Annotated in this window: 21 protein-coding genes; 11 read left to right on the forward strand and 10 right to left on the reverse strand. The window is 39.6% G+C overall.

All coding sequences use genetic code 11. The features are described 5' to 3' along the window. Nucleotides 1-64 precede the first annotated feature (64 nt). Genes NV349_RS17925 through mnhG form a run of 7 tightly spaced genes read left to right on the forward strand, consistent with a single transcriptional unit; the run spans nucleotide 65 to nucleotide 5,820 of the window. The gene (locus NV349_RS17925; RefSeq protein ID WP_271910774.1) at nucleotides 65-2,476 is read left to right on the forward strand and encodes a Na+/H+ antiporter subunit A; all 2,412 of its coding nucleotides are present in this window, start codon (nucleotides 65-67) and stop codon (nucleotides 2,474-2,476) included. Then, nucleotides 2,463-2,885 carry a Na(+)/H(+) antiporter subunit B gene (locus NV349_RS17930; protein ID WP_036119837.1) on the forward strand — a complete coding sequence of 141 codons (423 nt, stop codon included), beginning with the start codon at nucleotides 2,463-2,465 and terminating at the stop codon, nucleotides 2,883-2,885. The genes NV349_RS17925 and NV349_RS17930 overlap by 14 nt, the downstream gene beginning before the upstream one ends. After that, nucleotides 2,885-3,226 (forward strand): Na(+)/H(+) antiporter subunit C, encoded by a 342-nt coding sequence (locus tag NV349_RS17935; protein WP_004228379.1) that lies wholly within the window; start codon nucleotides 2,885-2,887, stop codon nucleotides 3,224-3,226. The genes NV349_RS17930 and NV349_RS17935 overlap by 1 nt, the downstream gene beginning before the upstream one ends. Then, entirely contained in the window at nucleotides 3,219-4,706 is a 1,488-nt protein-coding gene (locus NV349_RS17940; RefSeq protein WP_036119835.1) for a Na+/H+ antiporter subunit D, read from the forward strand. The genes NV349_RS17935 and NV349_RS17940 overlap by 8 nt, the downstream gene beginning before the upstream one ends. 4 nt (nucleotides 4,707-4,710) lie before the next feature. Next, on the forward strand, nucleotides 4,711-5,190 hold the full coding sequence (locus NV349_RS17945; RefSeq protein ID WP_036119832.1) for a Na+/H+ antiporter subunit E: 480 nt from the start codon (nucleotides 4,711-4,713) through the stop codon (nucleotides 5,188-5,190). Further along, the gene (locus NV349_RS17950; protein WP_004228375.1) at nucleotides 5,187-5,468 is read left to right on the forward strand and encodes a Na(+)/H(+) antiporter subunit F1; all 282 of its coding nucleotides are present in this window, start codon (nucleotides 5,187-5,189) and stop codon (nucleotides 5,466-5,468) included. The genes NV349_RS17945 and NV349_RS17950 overlap by 4 nt, the downstream gene beginning before the upstream one ends. Then, a complete protein-coding gene (gene mnhG, locus NV349_RS17955; RefSeq protein WP_036119829.1) occupies nucleotides 5,452-5,820 on the forward strand; it encodes a monovalent cation/H(+) antiporter subunit G in 369 nt (122 codons plus the stop codon). Before NV349_RS17950 ends, mnhG begins: the two co-directional genes overlap by 17 nt. A 49-nt stretch (nucleotides 5,821-5,869) precedes the next feature. Here the strand turns inward: mnhG and cysC are convergent, their stop codons facing one another. From cysC to NV349_RS17975, 4 genes are all read right to left on the reverse strand, one after another. Next, entirely contained in the window at nucleotides 5,870-6,463 is a 594-nt protein-coding gene (gene cysC / locus NV349_RS17960; RefSeq protein ID WP_036119825.1) for an adenylyl-sulfate kinase, read from the reverse strand. After that, complete coding sequence (sat, locus tag NV349_RS17965; protein WP_058844850.1) at nucleotides 6,460-7,599, reverse strand: sulfate adenylyltransferase; 1,140 nt, start codon at nucleotides 7,597-7,599, stop codon at nucleotides 6,460-6,462. The genes cysC and sat overlap by 4 nt, the downstream gene beginning before the upstream one ends. A 71-nt stretch (nucleotides 7,600-7,670) precedes the next feature. Further along, nucleotides 7,671-8,735 (reverse strand): sulfate permease, encoded by a 1,065-nt coding sequence (locus NV349_RS17970; protein ID WP_271910780.1) that lies wholly within the window; start codon nucleotides 8,733-8,735, stop codon nucleotides 7,671-7,673. 12 nt (nucleotides 8,736-8,747) lie between these two features. Then, nucleotides 8,748-9,449 carry a phosphoadenylyl-sulfate reductase gene (locus NV349_RS17975; RefSeq protein WP_271910781.1) on the reverse strand — a complete coding sequence of 234 codons (702 nt, stop codon included), beginning with the start codon at nucleotides 9,447-9,449 and terminating at the stop codon, nucleotides 8,748-8,750. 464 nt (nucleotides 9,450-9,913) lie between these two features. On the opposite strand from NV349_RS17975, the gene NV349_RS17980 reads away from it, so the two are divergent. Genes NV349_RS17980 through NV349_RS17995 form a run of 4 tightly spaced genes read left to right on the forward strand, consistent with a single transcriptional unit; the run spans nucleotide 9,914 to nucleotide 13,783 of the window. Continuing rightward, nucleotides 9,914-10,966, forward strand: coding sequence for a sulfate ABC transporter substrate-binding protein (locus tag NV349_RS17980; protein ID WP_036119815.1), 1,053 nt, complete (start codon nucleotides 9,914-9,916; stop codon nucleotides 10,964-10,966). Between the two features lie 11 nt (nucleotides 10,967-10,977). Beyond that, nucleotides 10,978-11,811, forward strand: coding sequence for a sulfate ABC transporter permease subunit CysT (gene cysT, locus NV349_RS17985; protein WP_271910782.1), 834 nt, complete (start codon nucleotides 10,978-10,980; stop codon nucleotides 11,809-11,811). Between the two features lie 10 nt (nucleotides 11,812-11,821). After that, complete coding sequence (gene cysW, locus NV349_RS17990; protein WP_036119808.1) at nucleotides 11,822-12,697, forward strand: sulfate ABC transporter permease subunit CysW; 876 nt, start codon at nucleotides 11,822-11,824, stop codon at nucleotides 12,695-12,697. Between the two features lie 15 nt (nucleotides 12,698-12,712). Next, complete coding sequence (locus NV349_RS17995) at nucleotides 12,713-13,783, forward strand: sulfate/molybdate ABC transporter ATP-binding protein (protein ID WP_271910783.1); 1,071 nt, start codon at nucleotides 12,713-12,715, stop codon at nucleotides 13,781-13,783. 577 nt (nucleotides 13,784-14,360) lie between these two features. On the opposite strand, the gene cysI is transcribed toward NV349_RS17995, so the two are convergent. From cysI to NV349_RS18025, 6 genes are all read right to left on the reverse strand, one after another. Further along, nucleotides 14,361-16,076, reverse strand: a complete 1,716-nt coding sequence (gene cysI, locus NV349_RS18000; protein WP_271910784.1) for an assimilatory sulfite reductase (NADPH) hemoprotein subunit — start codon at nucleotides 16,074-16,076, stop codon at nucleotides 14,361-14,363. 122 nt (nucleotides 16,077-16,198) lie between these two features. Continuing rightward, a complete protein-coding gene (locus tag NV349_RS18005) occupies nucleotides 16,199-17,992 on the reverse strand; it encodes an assimilatory sulfite reductase (NADPH) flavoprotein subunit (protein ID WP_271910785.1) in 1,794 nt (597 codons plus the stop codon). Between the two features lie 41 nt (nucleotides 17,993-18,033). Then, entirely contained in the window at nucleotides 18,034-18,183 is a 150-nt protein-coding gene (locus tag NV349_RS18010; RefSeq protein ID WP_080717104.1) for a YezD family protein, read from the reverse strand. Beyond that, on the reverse strand, nucleotides 18,183-18,926 hold the full coding sequence (locus tag NV349_RS18015; protein WP_271910786.1) for a sirohydrochlorin chelatase: 744 nt from the start codon (nucleotides 18,924-18,926) through the stop codon (nucleotides 18,183-18,185). The genes NV349_RS18010 and NV349_RS18015 overlap by 1 nt, the downstream gene beginning before the upstream one ends. Before the next feature lie 9 nt (nucleotides 18,927-18,935). Then, nucleotides 18,936-19,709, reverse strand: a complete 774-nt coding sequence (cobA, locus tag NV349_RS18020) for a uroporphyrinogen-III C-methyltransferase (protein WP_058844845.1) — start codon at nucleotides 19,707-19,709, stop codon at nucleotides 18,936-18,938. A 298-nt stretch (nucleotides 19,710-20,007) separates the two neighbouring features. Next, nucleotides 20,008-20,211 (reverse strand): hypothetical protein, encoded by a 204-nt coding sequence (locus NV349_RS18025; RefSeq protein WP_036119794.1) that lies wholly within the window; start codon nucleotides 20,209-20,211, stop codon nucleotides 20,008-20,010. Nucleotides 20,212-20,263 lie beyond the last annotated feature (52 nt).

The raw sequence follows: 20,263 nt of genomic DNA on the forward strand, positions 1-20,263 counted from the left end.
CATATGCATTCGCAATTAAAGTACGTTATAATTGGTATACTTACCTGCATAAAGGAGGGTTTTTTTGTTACAAGTACTTTATATTTTCATTCCAATGCTTGCTGCAATATTAGTGCCTTTTTTATATAAACGCATGAAAAATATTCACACAGGCTGGTTTGTTCTTGCTGTACCTGCTACACTCGCAGTTATCTATGCAACATATATTGCACAAGTAGCTGAAGGAGAAGTATTTATTGCAGAGCTACCTTGGATTCCATCACTTGATATTTCCATCGTTTCGTATTTGGATGGACTTAGCTTATTATTCTCACTACTCATTACCGGAATTGGTTCATTGGTTGTACTTTACTCTATCTTTTACTTAGATAAGCATAAAGAAAAATTACATAATTTTTATGTTTACTTATTGCTATTTATGTCAGCCATGCTGGGAGTAGTACAGTCAGATCATTTAATAACACTTTATTTCTTTTGGGAACTAACATCTATTTCGTCATTTTTACTCATTGGCTATTGGTATAACCGTGATGCCTCACGCTTCGGTGCACTGAAGTCCATGATGATAACAGTCGGTGGCGGCTTAATGATGCTAGGTGGTTTCGTTCTTCTTTATTTAATGGGAGGAACCTATTCCATCCGTGAACTGATTGTGATGGCACCTAATTTAGTAGACCAACCTTTATTCACTTGGTCGCTCGTTTTATTACTTTTAGGCGCATTTACAAAGTCCGCACAATTCCCATTCTATATTTGGCTACCAGATGCAATGGAAGCACCGACACCAGTAAGTGCCTATCTTCACTCCGCAACAATGGTCAAAGCAGGTATCTATTTAGTGGCACGCTTTACACCTATTTTTGCTGCCTCAGAGCTTTGGGTATGGCTTGTAACAGGAGTAGGTCTCTTAACATTATTCTGGGGTTCCTTCTTTGCAGTGAAGCAAACAGACTTAAAAGGCATTCTTGCATTTTCTACAGTCAGTCAACTGGGACTGATTATGTCACTGCTTGGGGCGAGCGCCGTTGCCTTTCATGCTAACGACACAGTCGATACGATTAAATTTGCGGCATATGCAGCTATTTTCCACCTTATCAACCATGCAACATTTAAAGGCAGTCTATTCATGATTGCAGGGATTGTGGATCATGAAACAGGAACTCGTGATATTCGAAAACTTGGTGGATTAATGAGTATCATGCCGATTAGCTTTACTGTGGCAGCAATTGGCAGCTTATCAATGGCTGGTCTTCCACCGTTTAATGGCTTCTTAAGTAAAGAAATGTTTTTAACAGCTATGCTTGCCCTTCAAAAGTTTGAATTTTTCGGCTTTGAAACATGGGGAGCACTCTTCCCTATTATTGCTTGGATCGCTAGTATTTTCACATTTATCTATAGCTTTTATTTTGTTTTCCGAACATTTAATGGCAATTACAAGCCGGAACAATTACCTCATAAACCACATGAGGCACCAATAGGGATGCTTATTTCGCCGATACTTTTAGCAGCATTAGTCGTAATTATTTTCTTCATCCCGAATTTGATAGGCAATACCTTTGTCAAGCCTGCTGTTCAAGCCATTCAGCCATTTTTATATGATACACCACAAGCTGTTGATATACATGTATCAGCTTGGCATGGCATTAACCCTGAGCTACTGATGACAATCGGAATAATTATCATTGGGGTATTATTATTTGTTGCCTTACCAAAATGGCAAGGAATATACCAACGATTCCCACAAGCATTCACATTAAACAATGCCTATGACAAAATCATGCAGGGGTTGGGTGTTGGCTTAAATCGTTTATCACGACGCTATATGACTGGCTCGATGCGTCACTATTTACTGTATATGTTTAGTGGAATCGCTATTATCGTCATTGGCTCTCTTTTCGTGAAGGATGCTTTTAGTCTTTCATTCCAAGGGACCTCACCAATTAGACCATATGAAATTATATTGATTGTGGTTTTATTAATTGGTACAGCCATTACTATCTTGGCCAAGTCACGTTTAACAGCCATTATTGGACTGGGTGCTGTTGGCTACACTGTTGCATTATTCTTTGTTATTTTTAACGCGCCGGATTTAGCGTTAACACAGCTCGTTATTGAAACGATTTCAGTAGCACTATTTTTATTAGCATTTTATCATCTCCCGAAGCTTGGTAAGCGCGAGGAAAGAATGAGATTCCAATTAAATCGTGCCGTTGTTTCAATTGCAGTTGGTGTTATGGTAACACTTGTGGCACTATCTGCGCATTCACAAAAACTGATTCCTTCTATTGCTAAGTACTACGAGGAAACCGTGTACTCATTAGCTGGTGGAGGAAATATTGTAAACGTAATTTTAGTAGATTATCGTGGTTTCGATACATTATTTGAAATTACAGTACTAGGCATTGCGGGCATGGCGATTTTAGCCATGATTAAGTTACGTATGAATAGAAAGGAGAAAACACATGAAAACAAATGATGTGATAATACAATTTACAGCTAAAATTGTATTTTTCATTATTTTCTTCTTCTCCATTCATATATTTTTAGCTGGTCACTACACGCCTGGGGGCGGCTTTGTTGGAGGACTGTTAACATCAAGTGCACTTGTTCTCTTAGTGTTAGCTTTTGATATCAATACAGTGCGCCATATCTTACCTATCAATTATACGTATGTAACAGCTATTGGCTTACTATTAGCCCTTGCTACTGCGGCATTCCCAATGTTTGTGGGCAAACCGTTTTTTACGCATTACTTTGATTATTTCGATTTACCGCTTCTGGGCAAACAGTCATTACACACGGCTATGCTTTTTGATAGCGGTGTCTATTTGGTTGTTGTCGGCGTTACGATGACCATTATTCAAACGATTGGGGAGGATGAATAATGGAAATAATTATGGCCTTTGTCATCGGCTTTCTCTTTATGGCAGCTGTCTATTTAATTTTATCGAAAAGCTTATTACGCATTATTATTGGTACAGGTCTTTTAAGTCATGGTGCCCACCTGCTCATCTTAACAATGGGGGGCCTTGGTGGCGAAGCACCACCCGTTTTAAACGAAGGAGCCAAAACTTTTGCGGACCCTTTACCCCAGGCACTTATTTTAACAGCTATTGTTATTAGCTTTGGGGTTACAGCATTCTTCCTTGTACTTGCTTATCGTTCCTATCAGGAGCTTAACACAGATGATATTAGCTTAATGAGAGGAAGTGATGAGGATGAATAACTTCCTATTATTGCCCATTATCATCCCGTTTTTCTTCGGTATGATTTTAATGTTTGGGCAAAAAAATCTAACCTATCAACGGTCATTTTCATTACTTGGTATTGGGCTCGCCTTCATCTCTGCTATTTCACTTCTTTTAAAAGTGAAACAGGATGGTATTCAAAAGGTAACATTCGGAAATTGGCCTGTTCCTTACGGTATTACAATGGTATCTGATATGGTATCTGTATTACTCGTTACAACGACATTGCTTATTGCATTTTTTGTTGTTTGGTATGGTTTCGGTTCCATTACGAAGGAACGTGAACGCTTCTTTTATTACCCTGGTATTATGTTTATTTTAACGGGGGTCAATGGGGCCTTTACGACTGGCGATATTTTCAACTTGTTTGTTTTCTTTGAGGTATTGTTAATGGCTTCCTACTTACTCATCGTTCTAGGTGGTGAGAAGGGACAACTGAAAGGGTCTATTAAATATATTTTAATTAATGTTATTTCTTCGGCCTTATTCGTTATTACCGTTGCCTTTTTATATTCTGTAGTCGGTACATTAAACATGGCGGATATTGCTGTCAAAATTGCTGAAATTAATCAGCCGGGAATTATTACAGTTATTGCCGTCCTGTTTTTAATGGTATTTGGACTAAAAGCAGCCATTTTCCCATTATACTTTTGGCTTCCTACTTCTTATGCGGCAGCGCCAATTCCTGTCCTAACTCTATTTGGTGCTTTGCTTACAAAGGTGGGGGTCTATGCCATTACACGTACCTATACGCTATTTTTTGTACATGATTTATCCTATACGCACGATTTATTAATGGTACTAGCCATTGCTACTATCGTAGCTGGATGTATTGGGGCACTCGCTTATTTTGATGTCAAACTCATTATTATCTACAACATTGTTATTGCAGTAGGTGTCATTTTATTTGGTGTTTCTCAAATGAATGAGGTTTCCTTAAAGGGTGCTATGTTTTATTTAATTCACGATATGCTTATAAAGGCAGCACTCTTTATGTTAATCGGCATTGTCATCTACATTACTGGTACATCTGATTTACGTAAGATGGGTGGTCTCATGAAGAAATATCCGGCTCTAGGCTGGTGTTATTTGATTGCAGCTTTTGGTTTAGCTGGCATTCCACCACTTAGTGGATTTGTTGGAAAGCTGCTTATTGTACAGGGAGGCTTTGAGGCTGGTAGTATGTGGAGTAGTATTTTTATCTTAGCATCTTCACTGCTTGTCCTATTATCCGTGATTCGTATTTTCCTTTATGCTTTTTGGGGTGAGGAGAAAGAAACACACGGGTCTGTCGATAAATCTGTCTATAAGATGCTGTTTATGCCTACTGCCCTTTTAGTACTCATTACTGTAGCATATGGTGTTGGTTCAGAATGGATTACGCCATTCATGGACGATGCAGCAAAATTATTAACGGATCCATCTATCTATATAGATGCTGTCATGAAGGGGGATTAACACAATGGCATTTCAAATGATTTTAAATTTTGTACTTGCCTTCGTCTGGATGTTCCTTTCCTCTAATTACACAGCAGCTGGCTTTATCATAGGGTTCATCATGGGAATCATTTTACTTATCATCATGCGAAGATTTTTCAAATCACGTCTTTATGTCTACCGCTTATGGGCCCTTATTAAACTGACTTTGCTGTTTTTTAAAGAGTTAATATTAGCCAATGTGCAAGTTTTAAAGGTCGTGTTAAAGCCTAAATTGGACATGCAACCTGCCTTTTTTGCCTATCCTACTGTTTTAACCGAAGACTGGGAAATCACTTTATTATCAAGTCTTATTACGTTAACACCCGGAACAGTGGTAGTGCATGTATCAGATGATGCGAAAACATTGTATGTACATGCGATTGATATTAATGATGTGGATGAAGCTGTTGCTTCCATTCGAGATTCATTTGAGAAAGCGATTTTGGAGGTGAGTAAATCATGACAACATTTATTATTGCTGTGATCGTAGTGATTTGCTTATCGATGATTGCAGTTATTTACCGAATGGTAAAAGGCCCTTCTGCATCTGATCGTGTTGTCGCTTTGGATTCACTTGGTGTTTCACTTATTTCTCTTATTGGACTATTTTCGATTTTAGTGGAAACAAGCTTCTTTCTAGAAATTATTTTATTGCTTGCGATTTTATCGTTTATCGGGACAATGGCTTTCTCTAAATTCATAGAGAAAGGAGATATCATTAAACGTGACAATTCTCGCTAATAGCTTAGTTATCTTTTTCATTTCTGTTGGCGTACTGTTTATCGTCGTCACAGCTATCGGACTTGTCCGCTTACCTGATTTGTATACGCGTGCCCATGCAGCTTCTAAAAGTGCAACACTGGGTGTCATGTGTGTATTGATTGGTGTATTCTTTCACTTTTGGCTAATAGAAGATCATTTCAATCCCCGAATTTTACTAGGGATACTGTTCCTCTTCATCACTGGTCCTGTAGGGGGACACATTATGACTCGTTCTTCCTATATCGCTGGTGTAAAGCCTTGGAAAGGTACAGTACGTGATGAGTTAGGTCCTGAAATTGACAGAATGAAAAAGGAACAAAATGTAAAATAAACATAAAAGAACTGCTCGTTCGTACTGTCGAGCAGTTCTTTTAATTTCTTTAAATGTATCCCTTCAAAGTTAAAATCTTCGTCAGTTGTTCAACACACTCCTCGATGGAATGCTGTTCTGTGTTCAAAATAATTTCTGGATTCTCTGGTTCTTCATATGGGGCACTAATACCTGTAAAGTTCGTAATTTCAGCATTCCTTGCCTTTTTATATAAACCTTTCGGATCTCTTTTTTCACATGTTTCTACTGAACACTTTACATAGACCTCTAAAAATTCACCGTCGTCTACAAGTCCACGTACTACTTGACGATCTTCTCGATAAGGTGAAATAAAAGCGGTTAGCACTATTTGACCACTTTCAATAAATAGCTTAGAAACTTCCCCTATTCGGCGAATATTTTCCTTTCGTCCGGACTCATCAAATCCTAAATCCTTATTCAAGCCATGGCGTACATTATCACCATCTAAAACGAAGGCTTGATTGCCCCGTTCAAATAATCGACGGGCAAAAGCATTGGCCACGGATGATTTCCCTGAAGCAGATAATCCCGTAAACCATAAAATAAAGCTTTGATGTTTGTTTTTTGAACGACGTTCCTCTTTCGTAATGGAGGCTTCATGCCAAACAATATTTGAACTCATTTAACTACCTCCTTACGCATGCCTTTGATTAATACATCTACAACTTCTTTGCGGCTAAATGTACTAGGTGGTACTTCTCCATTACGAAGCATTTCACGTACTTTCGTTCCTGATAGAATAACATGGGCAGAGCCATCATGCGGACACGTTTTGGTAGTAGCCATCCCCTCACATCGCTGGCAATAAAAACTATGTTCGAATTTTAATGGCACTATTCCTAATTCATCTTCTGTAAACTGTTCAAAAATCTTTTGTGCATCGTACGTACCATAATAATCACCTACACCTGCATGGTCACGACCAACAATAAAATGGGTACAGCCATAATTTTTCCTTACAAGCGCATGGAAAATGGCCTCCTTTGGCCCAGCATAACGCATTGCGGCAGGAAAAACGCCTAATTGTACACGGCTTTCAGGATAGTAGCTTTTCAATAAAACCTCATAGCTCTCCATACGTATTGTAGCTGACACATCATCCGATTTTGTTTCACCAATAAGTGGATTTAAAAATAACCCATCAATCGTTTCAAGCGCTGCCTTTTGAATATATTCATGCGCCCTATGAACTGGATTACGAGTTTGGAAGCCAACAATTGTTTTCCATCCCTTGTCGGCAAATAATTGACGTGTTTCTACGGGATCAAACGAATACGCAGGAAATTGTTGTGCGATACGTTTGATTAAGGTAATTTTTCCACCGACATAAATAGCAGGTCGGTCATGAAGCTTTTGAACTCCTGGATGTGCTAAATCCTCTGTCCCATATACAAGCAAAGCCTCTTTTCGTTTATTCGGCTCATAAATATCAACTACTTCAATAACGCCATAAACTTCATCTTGATAGACCAGTTTCACCTCATCACCAGGCTGTATAGTAGCTGCTTTTTCTTGTGTAACAGGTAATGTAATCGGAATACTCCATACTACGCCTGATGCTAAGCGACTTTGTTCCACAACTGACTCATAATCTTCTTGTGTTAAAAAGCCTTCAATTGGGCTATAGCCACCTATCGCAATTAACTCTAAATCACTTAAAGAAATAGCATCCAGCTCAATTTCCTTGTGAATGGTTGCTATCTCTTTTTCTGGGTTAAACGCTTGCACAAGAAGCCCACCATGTGGTTGTAAACTCATGAAAATCTCCTCCTACTTCTAGTTAAATACTAAGTTTTATAGTCAAAATAGTAGTTCTAGCATGATTCAATTTATATGCCTTCACCTGCGTCATAAATGGACTGCTCTTCTTCTCGCATCGTCCGCATTAGGCTAATGACACCTAGTGTCCCAACAATAATAGTGCCAATCAAAATAATGGCATAGAGGTCCTTTTCTAAAAATAGCTGCACTAAAAAGTACGAAATAGCTAACGAAAAGATAGGCGATACAATCCAAATCCGAATGATTTTTTTGACAATATGCTGATGGAAAATTTGTTTTCCATTCTTCGCCATGCCCATCCCGATGATGGATGAAGATGTTACTTGTGTTAAAGGAACTGGAAGCCCAAAAAGCGAGCTTACGCCAACAAGAAGGGCACCTGTACTAGAAATTAAGATTCCTTCTGCCTTTTGAAAGCGCACAATTTTTTTACCATTGGTTTCAAGCACTCGTTTGCCAAGTAGCATAGCACCTAGTGCCACAAATGCCCCACCTAGGACAATGCCCATCGTAACATCTATCATCCCTGCACCAACAAGTGGTCCAACAGCATTGGCGACATTGTTCATACCCGCTGAAAAGGCTTCAAAAAATCCAGCTAATACGAGAAGAATCGTTAAAATCGGACGATCTTTTAGCAGCCCTCTGTTTTGTAATTTATATAATAATTTTCCAAAGACAAGTGCAATGACAAAGGCGACAAGCGGTACAATGATCCAAAATGATATGATAACTAACAGTGAACGCACGAATAATACTTTATAGGCTATTCCTACCCCAACAACAGCGCCAACCGTTACTTCGCTCGTTGATAAGGGGATACCTAAAAGATTGGCGAAAAATAAGGAGCTTGTCGCCGAAATTAGGATAATGATGACAACCTTTACCGTAATATAGTCCTGCGGCATAATGCCTGAGCTAATCGTTTTGACAACCTCTCCTCCGCCTAATACAGCTCCACTATAGACACCTATTGCACATAAAAGTAATGCTTGCCAAGCTTTTTTGATGGCACCTGCACCGTAAGCAACGCCCATTGAGGCTGCTGCTCCGCTTGCCCCTATATTCATCGCAAAAAATAAACTAATAGCTATTGCAAAATATTCAAGCATGGCAAAACTCCTTTATTCATGTAAACCACACTCCGTTTTACCAGAACCTTGCCATCGTCCTGAACGTAAATCATCCATCGTAAATGCTGGCTTTGTACAATGCTCACAGCCGATACTTGGATAACCTTGATCATGCAATGGGTTGTATGGCAGATTGTGCTTAGAAACATAGCGCCAGACATCCTTCCATGTCCAATGAATCAGTGGACAAACTTTAATCGATTTAAATTTATCGTCCCGATTTAGAAAGTTTGTCTGTTGACGTGTTGGCGATTGTTCACGCCGCAAGCCAGATATCCAAGCCTTGTTACCTGACAAGGCTTCATGCAAAGGTTTTATCTTGCGAATGTCACAGCATTTATTTGGATTGGACTTCCAAAGCTCATCACCATATTGAGCAGCTTGTTGTTCTAATGTAAGGATAGGCTTCTTCATGACAATATTTAGTTGTGGATATTTTTCTTTGACTCTATTAATCGTTTCATAGGTTTCTTTAAAATGGACATCTGTATCTAAAAAAACAATCGTAGCGTTTGGCTTTACCTTTGAAATGAGATCAATTAAGACAATACCTTCAATGCCAAAGCTACATGCATAGACGATTTCCTCTCCATATTCTCGATAGCCCCACTGTAAAACTTCCAGTGCACCCTTATACAGATCATCGACTTGAAAATCAATAATCGGTTCTTGCCAATTTTCGTACGTTAACATCAAATCCCCCTCATAGCAAAAAAGGCATTTTAACAATAGACACAGTAAAACAGGTCTTTGTTAAAACGCCTCTAGTTTGACTAGCCAGCTCTTTATTTAATGATTGTTCACTAGTATTTGCTACCTCGTACCACAATCATTCTTCTTATTACCAAATATATACTAAAATACACCAAGTAGTCAACTAGGTTTTTTGACATATCTTTTTCATCCACCCATTTTTTCAGTTCCTTCCTGCATAGAATGAGTGGTATCTAGTGACCGTTACATTCATTTTCTAAATAATTAATTTTTTATTTAATTCCTTGTTGACTAATAGGAAATATATGTTTAATGTATTATTAAAGCTTTGACATAAATAATAAGTTGCTGATCAGAGAATCTGAAGGCCATCTACCCATGAAGTCATAACATTATGGGGGATGGCTTTTTGCATTCTTTAGATGGAAAAGGAGCGAAATGATATGAAAAAAAGGAGCTATGTTCTCCAAACGTTAGCACTATTAGCTGCAGTAACGTTAAGTTTAACTGGCTGTGGAAGTGCTAATTCTGATGAAAAAGCAAGTGGTCAGGAAGCAAAGAAGTCTGTAGAACTACTCAATGTTTCCTATGACCCAACACGCGAGCTTTACGATGAATTTAACAAGGATTTTATAAAAAAATGGAAAGACGAAACAGGTCAAGATGTCAAAATCAATCAATCACATGGTGGATCTGGCAAACAAGGTCGAGCTGTGATCGATGGTCTCGAAGCTGACGTTGTCACCCTTGCACTAGCTTACGATATAGACGAAATTGCTCAAACACGCGAGCTATTGAATAAAGATTGGCAGACAGAATTTGATTATAACTCGACCCCCTATACATCGACCATTGTGTTTTTAGTACGCAAAGGGAATCCAAAAAACATTCAAGACTGGGATGATCTAATTAAAGAAGATGTGTCGGTCATTACACCCAACCCCAAAACATCTGGTGGTGCACGTTGGAACTACTTAGCGGCTTGGGCTTATGCTGGAAAGTTATATAACAATGATGAAACAAAAATAAAAAAATTTATGAAATCACTCTATAGCAATGTTGAAGTATTAGATTCTGGTGCTCGTGGTGCTACAACGACATTCGTAGAACGAAAGATTGGAGACGTCTTAATTGCATGGGAAAATGAAGCCTACTTATCTTTAAATGAATTAGGGAAGGACGAATTTGAAATCATCACACCATCATTAAGTATTTTGGCAGAGCCACCAGTTGCAGTTGTTGACAAAATCGTTGATAAAAAAGGGACACGTGAAGTTGCGGAAGCTTACTTACAACATTTATATAGTGATATCGGGCAAGAAATTGCGGCAAAAAACTATTATCGACCACGTAATGAAACCATTCTAGCAAAATATAAAGAGCAATTTCCTCAGCTTGAACTTGTGTCCATTGATGATTTTGGCGGTTGGTCACAAGCACAAGCTACCCATTTTAAAGATGGTGGTACCTTTGATGAAATATATGTACCACAATAAGGAGCGTTTTGATGAGTCAGTTAATCCTTCCTAAAAAATCACGGCGAATAATTCCAGGCTTTCATCTGTCTCTTGGTTATACAATGCTCTATGTTAGTTTACTAGTGTTACTACCACTTTCAACGATTTTCATTCATACCATGTCCTTAAGCTGGACTGAGTTTATCGCTATCATTACAGAGCCTCGTGCTGTTGCCTCTTATAAAGTGAGCTTCAGCACAGCATTGATTGCGGGCTTACTAAATGTACTTTTCGGCACCATTATCGCATGGGTTCTCGTTCGCTATCAATTTCCATTTAAACGAATCATTGATGGGCTAGTAGATTTACCCTTTGCCTTGCCTACTGCTGTTGCTGGTATTGCTTTAACATCACTCTATGCGCCAAATGGCTGGATCGGTCAATTTTTTGATTTTAAAATTGCCTTTACACCTCTTGGTATTATGATCGCGTTAACATTTATCGGGCTACCTTTTGTAGTACGTACAGTCCAACCCGTATTACAAAATATTAGCGCTGAGGTCGAGGAAGCTTCGGCAAGTCTTGGTGCCAATCGTTTACAAACCTTCAGTAAAGTCATTCTGCCAGAGCTATTACCTGCCATTTTAACTGGCTTTTCATTAGCCTTTGCCCGTGCACTTGGTGAATATGGCTCCGTTGTTTTCATTGCAGGAAATATGCCGATGAAAACAGAAATTACACCGTTAATTATTATGACGAAGCTAGAACAATATGATTATGCAGGTGCTACCGCAATAGCAGTTGTCATGCTTGTGACATCCTTTATTCTGTTGTTCACCATCAACTTGATCCAATGGCTAGCCAATCGTCGTTTTGTACAGTAGGAGGTACCACATGGAACAATCAACATTTATTCAGCAGGCTAGTAGTGAGAAAAATAAAGCAGCCCCAAAGTCTGCTGCATTACAGGAGCCCCGTATTGTTCGCTATTCGTTAACGTTCATTGCCTTAGCTTTTTTAGCTTTCTTTATCGTACTACCTTTACTATCTATTTTTATTACAGCCTTTCAAAAGGGAGCCGACGTTTATTTTGCTGCTATTACACATCCAGATGCGTTAGCTGCTATTAAGCTTACGTTAACGGTTGTAGCTATTGCTGTACCACTTAATGCTCTTTTTGGCGTAATGGCTGCATGGGCCCTTACAAAGTTTAATTTTAAAGGGAAAAATCTATTACTTACCATCGTTGATTTACCATTTGCCGTCTCCCCTGTTATCGCAGGACTAGTATTTATTTTATTGTTTGGTTCACAGGGACTTTTCGGTGATTGGCTGTTCGCACATGATATTAAAATTGTTTTTGCCTTGCCTGGCATTGTCCTCGCCACTATTTTCGTCACTTTACCCTTTGTTGCACGTGAGTTAATACCACTCATGCAAACACAGGGCACATCTGAGGAGGAAGCGTCCATTTCACTTGGTGCCAACGGCTTTAAAACATTTTGGTATGTTACATTGCCCAATATTAAATGGGGATTGTTCTATGGTTTGATTTTATGTAATGCACGAGCCATCGGGGAATTTGGGGCGGTCTCTGTTGTATCAGGTCATATCCGTGGCATGACCAATACGATGCCACTTCATATTGAAATTCTCTATAATGAATATCAATTTTCAGCAGCCTTTGCTGTTGCCTCCTTAATGAGTGTTATGGCCATCTTTACATTAGTTGTGAAAGATATAATCGCATGGAAATCAAAATCTAGTTAAAAGGAGATGGTCACGTTGAGTATACAAATTCAAAACATATCCAAAAAATATGGTGCTTTCCAAGCCTTAGAGGATATATCAGTTCATATTCAGTCAGGGGAGCTAGTAGCACTGCTCGGCCCTTCTGGTTCGGGAAAAACCTCTTTATTACGTGTGATTGCGGGGCTGGAAACCACTGATGTTGGTGACATCTTATTTGATGGTCAGTCCATAACCAATCGACATCCAAAGGAGCGCAATGTGGGCTTTGTCTTTCAGCATTATGCCCTTTTTCGTCATATGACAGTCTTTGATAATGTCGCATATGGGCTAAAGGTTCGCCCGCGAAAAAGCAGACCCTCAAAACAAGAAATAACAAATAAAGTGATGGAATTATTGCAACTAGTCAAACTCGAAAATTACGCTAATCGATATCCAACACAGCTTTCAGGGGGGCAACGGCAACGTGTAGCACTGGCAAGAGCCCTTGCTGTAGAGCCTAAGGTTCTTTTATTGGATGAACCGTTCGGAGCACTTGATGCAAAAGTTCGCAAGGAATTACGTCGCTGGCTAAGAAAGTTGCATGATGAATTTCATATTACCAGTATATTTGTGACACACGACCAGGAGGAAGCACTAGATGTAGCGGATCGCATTGTCGTAATGAATAATGGCAAAATCGAACAAATTGGCAGCCCAGATGAGGTGTATACGAACCCAAATAGTCCATTTGTTTATGACTTCTTGGGCAATGTCAATCTTTTTAAAGGTCGCTTACATAATGGTAAGCTCATGCAAGGCGAAGTTGCACTGGATGTACCAGATGCCCTCACACATACGAATGATAACGTAATTGGCTATGTACGCCCTCATGACATTCATATCGAAAAAACAAGTATTCCAGGGACAGTTCCTGTTAAAATCAGTCATATTCATTTGCTAGGACCTATTGTCCAAATTGAGCTACGCCGTGAGGATCTTGATGAATTTTTAGAGGCGGAGTTATCAAAAGAACAATTTTTCCACCTACAGCTTAAAGTTGGCGATCAAGTATTTGTAAAGCCAAAACAATTAAAAGTATTTACCCCCGAAGATTACTCCATTTAAAAAGCCATGTAGCAGAGCAATTTGCTACATGGCTCAGTGTTGAAAAAACAAAACCATTAATAGTATTTTTGTGAAATGTGAAAATAGATTTCCATTGCAGACTACTTGCTTTCCTGTGGGCGAGAGCCGAGCCGCTTCCTCCGCTACCGCTCCAATCCATAAAAATGTTTCTTGTTAGCAAAGGCTTTCAACTAAAGTGAAGGTATTCACTACTCTTTATGGAGGGATGTTGTCACTCATCACTTCTCTACATTGAAAATAAGAGGCTATCCTTTCTCTACAAATAATGGGCTATTTTGTTCACTACGGCTCGTATGAAAGAGAAGGAAAAGACACTTTTACCACATGGTTGGTTGGAGTGGAGCCAGCGTCACTCCTAGGGGATTTAGCGTCCACAGGTGAGACCCTGGAGCGAAACGCAGTGAGTGAAGCGGCTCATCGGACGCCCCCTGGAAAGGACGCTGGCGGAACGGAAATCAACCTCTCGCCTTGCTAAAGGTTCTTTTTTTGCTATTGACATCACCTTTTTTCAACAACAAGCCATGTAGCAAAGCAATTTGCTACATGGCTTTAATCATTAGTGAAATTCTCTCCCATCATTAACAGCTGTCACATATCCAGCACGAATAACAAAGTCACCAAAATGCTCCCCCTCTAAACGCTCCTTCGCAAAATGCAGAAGAATTGGTCGAAGCTCTGCTAATATTTCTTCTTCGCCAATATTTTCACGATAGATTTTATTCAATCGGTTGCCTGTAAAACTTGCCCCTAAATACATATTATATTTCCCTGGTCCTTTACCGATAAAGCCGATTTCAGCCATAGCTGCACGTGAACAGCCGTTTGGACAGCCAGACATGCGTATAACAATTTCTGTTTCATTTAATCCTGCCTCATCGATAATGGCATCAAGCTTCGTAATGAGCGAAGGTAAATAGCGTTCTGCTTCCGCCATTGCTAAACCACAGGTTGGTAAAGAAACACAGGCAATGGAATTGCGACGTAAGGCAGAATAATGCGCACCATCTGTTAGTTTGTATTGTTCAATAATCGTATTAATTTTTTTCTTTTTTTCTGGAGTCACATTGCTAATCATTAAATTTTGGTTCGGTGTTAGGCGAAAATCACCTGTGTGTACTTTAGCTATTTCGCGTAATCCTGTTAACAGCTGATAATCTTCAAAGTCTTTTATACGACCATTTTGAATAAATAACGTGTAATGCCAATGACCATCTGCCCCTTTAATCCAGCCAAATTCATCACCAGTACGCTCAAATGTATAGGGACGAGCCTGCTGAATTTCCCAGCCTAGCCGACGTGTTAATTCTTCTTGGAACCAGGCAAGCCCTCTTGCATCGATCGTGTATTTAAAACGTGCATTTTTGCGCACAGAACGATTCCCATAATCACGCTGTATCGTAATAATTTTCTCTGCTGTTTCCAATAATTTATCTGGCGTAATAAAGCCAATTAAACGAGCAAGCTGTGGATAGGTTTCATGGTCACCATGGGTCATGCCCATTCCTCCACCAACAGCTACATTAAAGCCAATAAGCTGATTTTTTTCAACGATGGCAATAAGTCCAATATCTTGTGAAAAAACATCCACGTCATTACTTGGTGGAATCGCAATCCCTATTTTAAATTTACGAGGCAAATATTGTGCTCCGTAAATCGGTTCAATTTCTTCATCCTGACTATCTATCACCTTTTCCCCATCCAACCACAATTCATGGTAAGCCCGTGTTCGAGGTAATAAATGCTCACTTAGTTTGGCAGACCAGTTGTAAACCTCTTCATGCAATGCCGATTGGTTTGGATTCACATTACACATCACATTGCGGTTTACATCTCCACAAGCTGCCAGAGAATCCAATAGTACCTCATTGATTTCCTGCATATATTTTTTGACATTCCATTTTAAAATACCATGTACTTGAAATGCTTGACGTGTTGTTAACTTTAAAGAGCCATTACCATACGTTCTAGCCATTTCATCCATGACTAGCCATTGTGCTGGTGTAGCTGCGCCACCTGGTGTTCGTACACGCACCATAAATTGATAAGCAGGCTCCAGCTTTTGACGTTGACGTTCATTGCGCAGATCTCGATCATCCTGTAAATAACTACCATGGAATTTCATGAGACGGTTATCATCCTCTGGAATACCAGAGCTTAATGGATCATTCATGGTACGTTCAAGCGTACCACGTAGGTAATTACTGTCAGTCTTAATGCGCTCTACATCACTTGGTTCTCCAGGCTGTGGAGGTAAAACTATCTTTTCTGTCATTCTTGATCGCTCCTTTAATCCTTCACCTTGGCGTTTTGGCTTCCATCTGGGGCTGTGCTTTTTAGCTAAGGTACGAGCCTCACTAGAGGAATCATTTGCTAAAGAACTCATGCTAAATACAGTTAGTAAACGTCACGTTGGTAGCGTTTCTGCTGTTTTAATTCATTCACAATGATTTTTGCTTCCTCTGGTGTTTTCTGCCCTTGCTGCTCAATGATGTGATGAATGGTTGCATCCACATCAGCTGCCATCGACTGCTTATCACCACACACATAAATGACAGCACCCTGCTCAAGCCATTCATAAAAGCTCGCCGCATTTTCTTGTAATTTATGCTGAACATATACTTTTTGGTCGGTATCTCGTGAAAAGGCTACATGCATTTGGCTTAATGTGCCCGATGCAAGCCAACGTTGCCAATCCGTTTGATAAAGAAAGTCCGTAACAAAATGCTGGTCGCCAAAAATAAGCCACGCCTTCCCCTCAATCCCTAACTCTTCTCGCTCCTCAAGGAAAGCTCGATACGGGGCAACTCCTGTACCTGCTCCAATCATAATAATTGGCGTATCTTCATTCTCTGGTAATCTGAAGTTCGGGTTTTTATGAACATAGATTGGTAATGTATCACCAATTTGAACACGTTCTGCTACACTGCCAGAACAAACACCCAAACGTTTTCTGCCAGCTGTCTCGTAGCTAACCTTTCCAATGGTTAAATGAACTTCTTCGTTATTGGCCTTTTGGCTACTAGCGATTGAATAAAGTCGTGCTGGAATTTTACGTAGCATCTCTACAAATTGCTGAGCACTCCATGTAAATGGTGCAAAATCCTTTACCACATCAAGTAAATCTCTACCTTTTGCATAGCCCTTCCAAGCATTCGGTTCCTCAAATAGCTTTAAAAATTGTTGATGCTCTGTATAAGCACCTATTTTTTCGAGTAAAGGCCTAGATAACACCGTAATCTCTAATTTTTTCTGTAACGCATCCTTCAATGCTACCGTTTCCTCAAAAACAGTCACTTCCGTTTCTGGATTGAATTGAAGGGCTGCCAGCAATGTATGGACTAATTGCTCATCATTCTCTGGCAGAATGCCAATGCTATCTCCAGGTTCAAAATGAAAATGAGCTCCCTCAATTGATAATTCAAGATGACGTGTCTCTTTATTCGAGCCACGACCATTTAAATTCAGATTTTCAAGTACTTCAGCGTAAAATGGATTTTTTCTTGAATATGTAGATTCTTCTAGTAGTTGCGTGTCTTCGTTTGATGTTGAAGTAGACCCTACAGCAGTTGCTTGCTGCAGAAATTTTTGTTGAACTGCTGAGAACCACTGTGCAGCTGCGTCGTCATAATCCACATCACAATCAGTTCGGGGAACCATTCTTGTTGCACCTAATTTGGCGAATTGCTCATCGAAATCCTTCCCCGTTTTACAGAAAAATTCATAGGAGCTATCCCCTAAAGCAAGGACCGAATACTGTAGATGCTCTAGCTTAGGTGCGCGCTTACTGTGCAAAAACTCATAGAATTGTATCGCTTGATCGGGTGGATCACCTTCCCCATGTGTACTAACAATCAGTAAAAGATTTGTTATCTTTTTTAAATTAGTTGCTTTAAATTTTCCTAATGATGAGATAGTAACCTCTACATGTTGAGCTTTTAAAGCGGCTGCATATTTTTCAGCTAATCCTTGACTATTGCCTGTTTGAGAGCCATATAAAATGGTCATTGTTTGGGTAATGGGTTGGGCTGCTGGTGTTGGCTGTTCCTCACTTGCCTCCAACATTGCTAGTGGTGCACTTAAATAACCGTTAAGCCAAATTTTTTGTTCGGTTGTTAATTTAGGAAGAAGCTCATTTAATAACTTCACCTGCTCTTCATTAAATGGACTGTTTATTACTTGCAATTTCAATCTTTGCCACCTCACGAATCATCATCATTTCATTTTTTAGATTATCGAAGCCTGATTTTTTCCTTTTTTTCAATTTGAACCACGTAAGCATTTTGTACAATTAATGTAATTGATCCGTGGTTCACAGTATTTAACATTTGGCGGACATTCTCTAATGCTAGATTTACGTTTTCAGCTCTTTTATCTACCATTACGAAACACCTTCCTCTTTAAAATGTAATAATTCATCAATACGTTCCACTAACACCTTTTTCACATTGTCATCGTAGCCTAGGCTTTCACAAAGCACGATATCTTGGCTGTCAAAACTCTGTATTCGCTTGGCAATACTTTTCCTTAAAATACCTGTAAATAATAAATACGGTACAATAAAGACTTGCCGTTGCTTCCCTTTTTCTTGTTGGAGCCAGTCTTCAAAAGTCGGTCCCATCCCATATAAAAAGCATGTATCAACAACTTTATAGTGGTATTTAGTACGTAACTTTGCTGCAATTTTTGCTAGATCTCTTTTGACGGCTGGATCACTACTCCCACGCCCTATGAGTAAAACACTTGCGTCAAACTTAGGTTGCTGTTTTTCTATTATCCTAGCTTGTAATGAGTCAATTAATCGTTCATGGATTCCAAGAGGCTCACCATAAGTAAACTTTACAGATGGATATTGCTTTTGAGCTTTTGCCACTTCTTTCGGAATATCTTGTTTGGCGTGTTGGGCAGCTAGTAGTAGAATGGGCATCACTGCAATCGCTGTTGCACCTTTTCGAATACAGCTCTCAATTCCTTCAGCAATGGTCGGTGTTGCAAGCTCCAAAAAGCAGATTTCTTGAATGGATACATGAACTTCCTGCTGCACGCGTTGAAGAAACGTTACGGCCTGCTCTACGCCTGCCTTGACTCGGCTGCCGTGTGCAATATATAAAATTGCTTGCATCATTCCACATCCTTACCTCGTTATTTGGACTGGCTGTGGCGTGTTATGCTCAAACCATTGAATTGTTTCTCTTAGTGTCACAACTTTCCCTACTAATATGATGCTAGGGTTTTGAATAGTTTCCGTACACACAATTTCTTCAATTGTAGCTAAAGTACCCGTAACGGTTTGTTGCTTTGTGGCTAATGTGCCCCAATGAATAACAGCCACAGGCGTATTTTCATCACGGCCATATTTGAGTAATTGCTGACGAATGTATGGCAGATTACCAACCCCCATATAAATGGCAATCGTGTCAATTCCCTTCGCAAGACTTTCCCAACGTATCGCATCTTCTTTCCCATCCTGCATATGCCCCGTAACCATGGCAAAACTTGAACCTAATGCCCGATGTGTAACAGGAATGCCTGCATACGCTGGCGCTGCTATACCTGAAGTAATGCCAGGTACAATTTCAAATGGAATCTGATGCTTAGCTAGTACCTCAGCTTCCTCAGCCCCTCTACCAAAGACAAACGGATCTCCTCCTTTTAATCTTGTTACGACATACCCTTGCTGTGCATAACTGACAAGAGTCTGGTTGATCTGCTCTTGAATCATTGCATGCTGTTGTGGTAATTTCCCACAAAAAATCAATTTAGCGTCTTGCTTGGCATAATCCAATAGCTCTTTATTAATGAGTCTGTCATATAAAATAATGTCAGCACATTCAATACAACGTAATCCTTTGACCGTAATGAGGTCAACATCTCCAGGACCTGCACCTACGATATAAACTTTCCCCATTCCGTTTCACTCCTTCTATCCTCTATTTATAGTGGAGGGAGTCTTCTGTACCTGGTGGTTCAAAAAACACTTATTGAATCAAGATAATAAAAGAGGCCAATATTATCCTTAGGCACAACAATGCCTATGAACAATAAAAGCCTCTAGTTTGCTAGTCAGCCACCTATTTAATTCTTAGTAATATAATAAGAATAATAAATAATTTAGTATATTCTGTCAACACCCAATTTGCTACTTCGTAAGGCACAACAAAAACCAGTTGCCGATTATAGGGCAACTGGTTGATCGTTTTATGTGCTTACCAAGGTCTGCGATACCGTGGACCTGGTCGAAAATATGGACCTGGCTGATATGGTCGATAGTTTGGATAATATGGATTATAAGGATATTGATTAAATTGAGAGCCAAGGAAACTTCCTAAAAAACCACCGAAAAACGGTGCACCAAATGGCCAAATAAAGCCTCCAAATCCTCCTCCTGGGTAACCTCCGAAATTGCGCATATGCTACCTCCCTTTTTACTCTATCGTATGAAGGAAGATACATCTATCATAT

It is taken from the genome of Lysinibacillus sp. OF-1 (genome assembly GCF_028356935.1).
Classification (GTDB): Bacteria; Bacillota; Bacilli; order Bacillales_A; family Planococcaceae; genus Lysinibacillus; species Lysinibacillus fusiformis_D.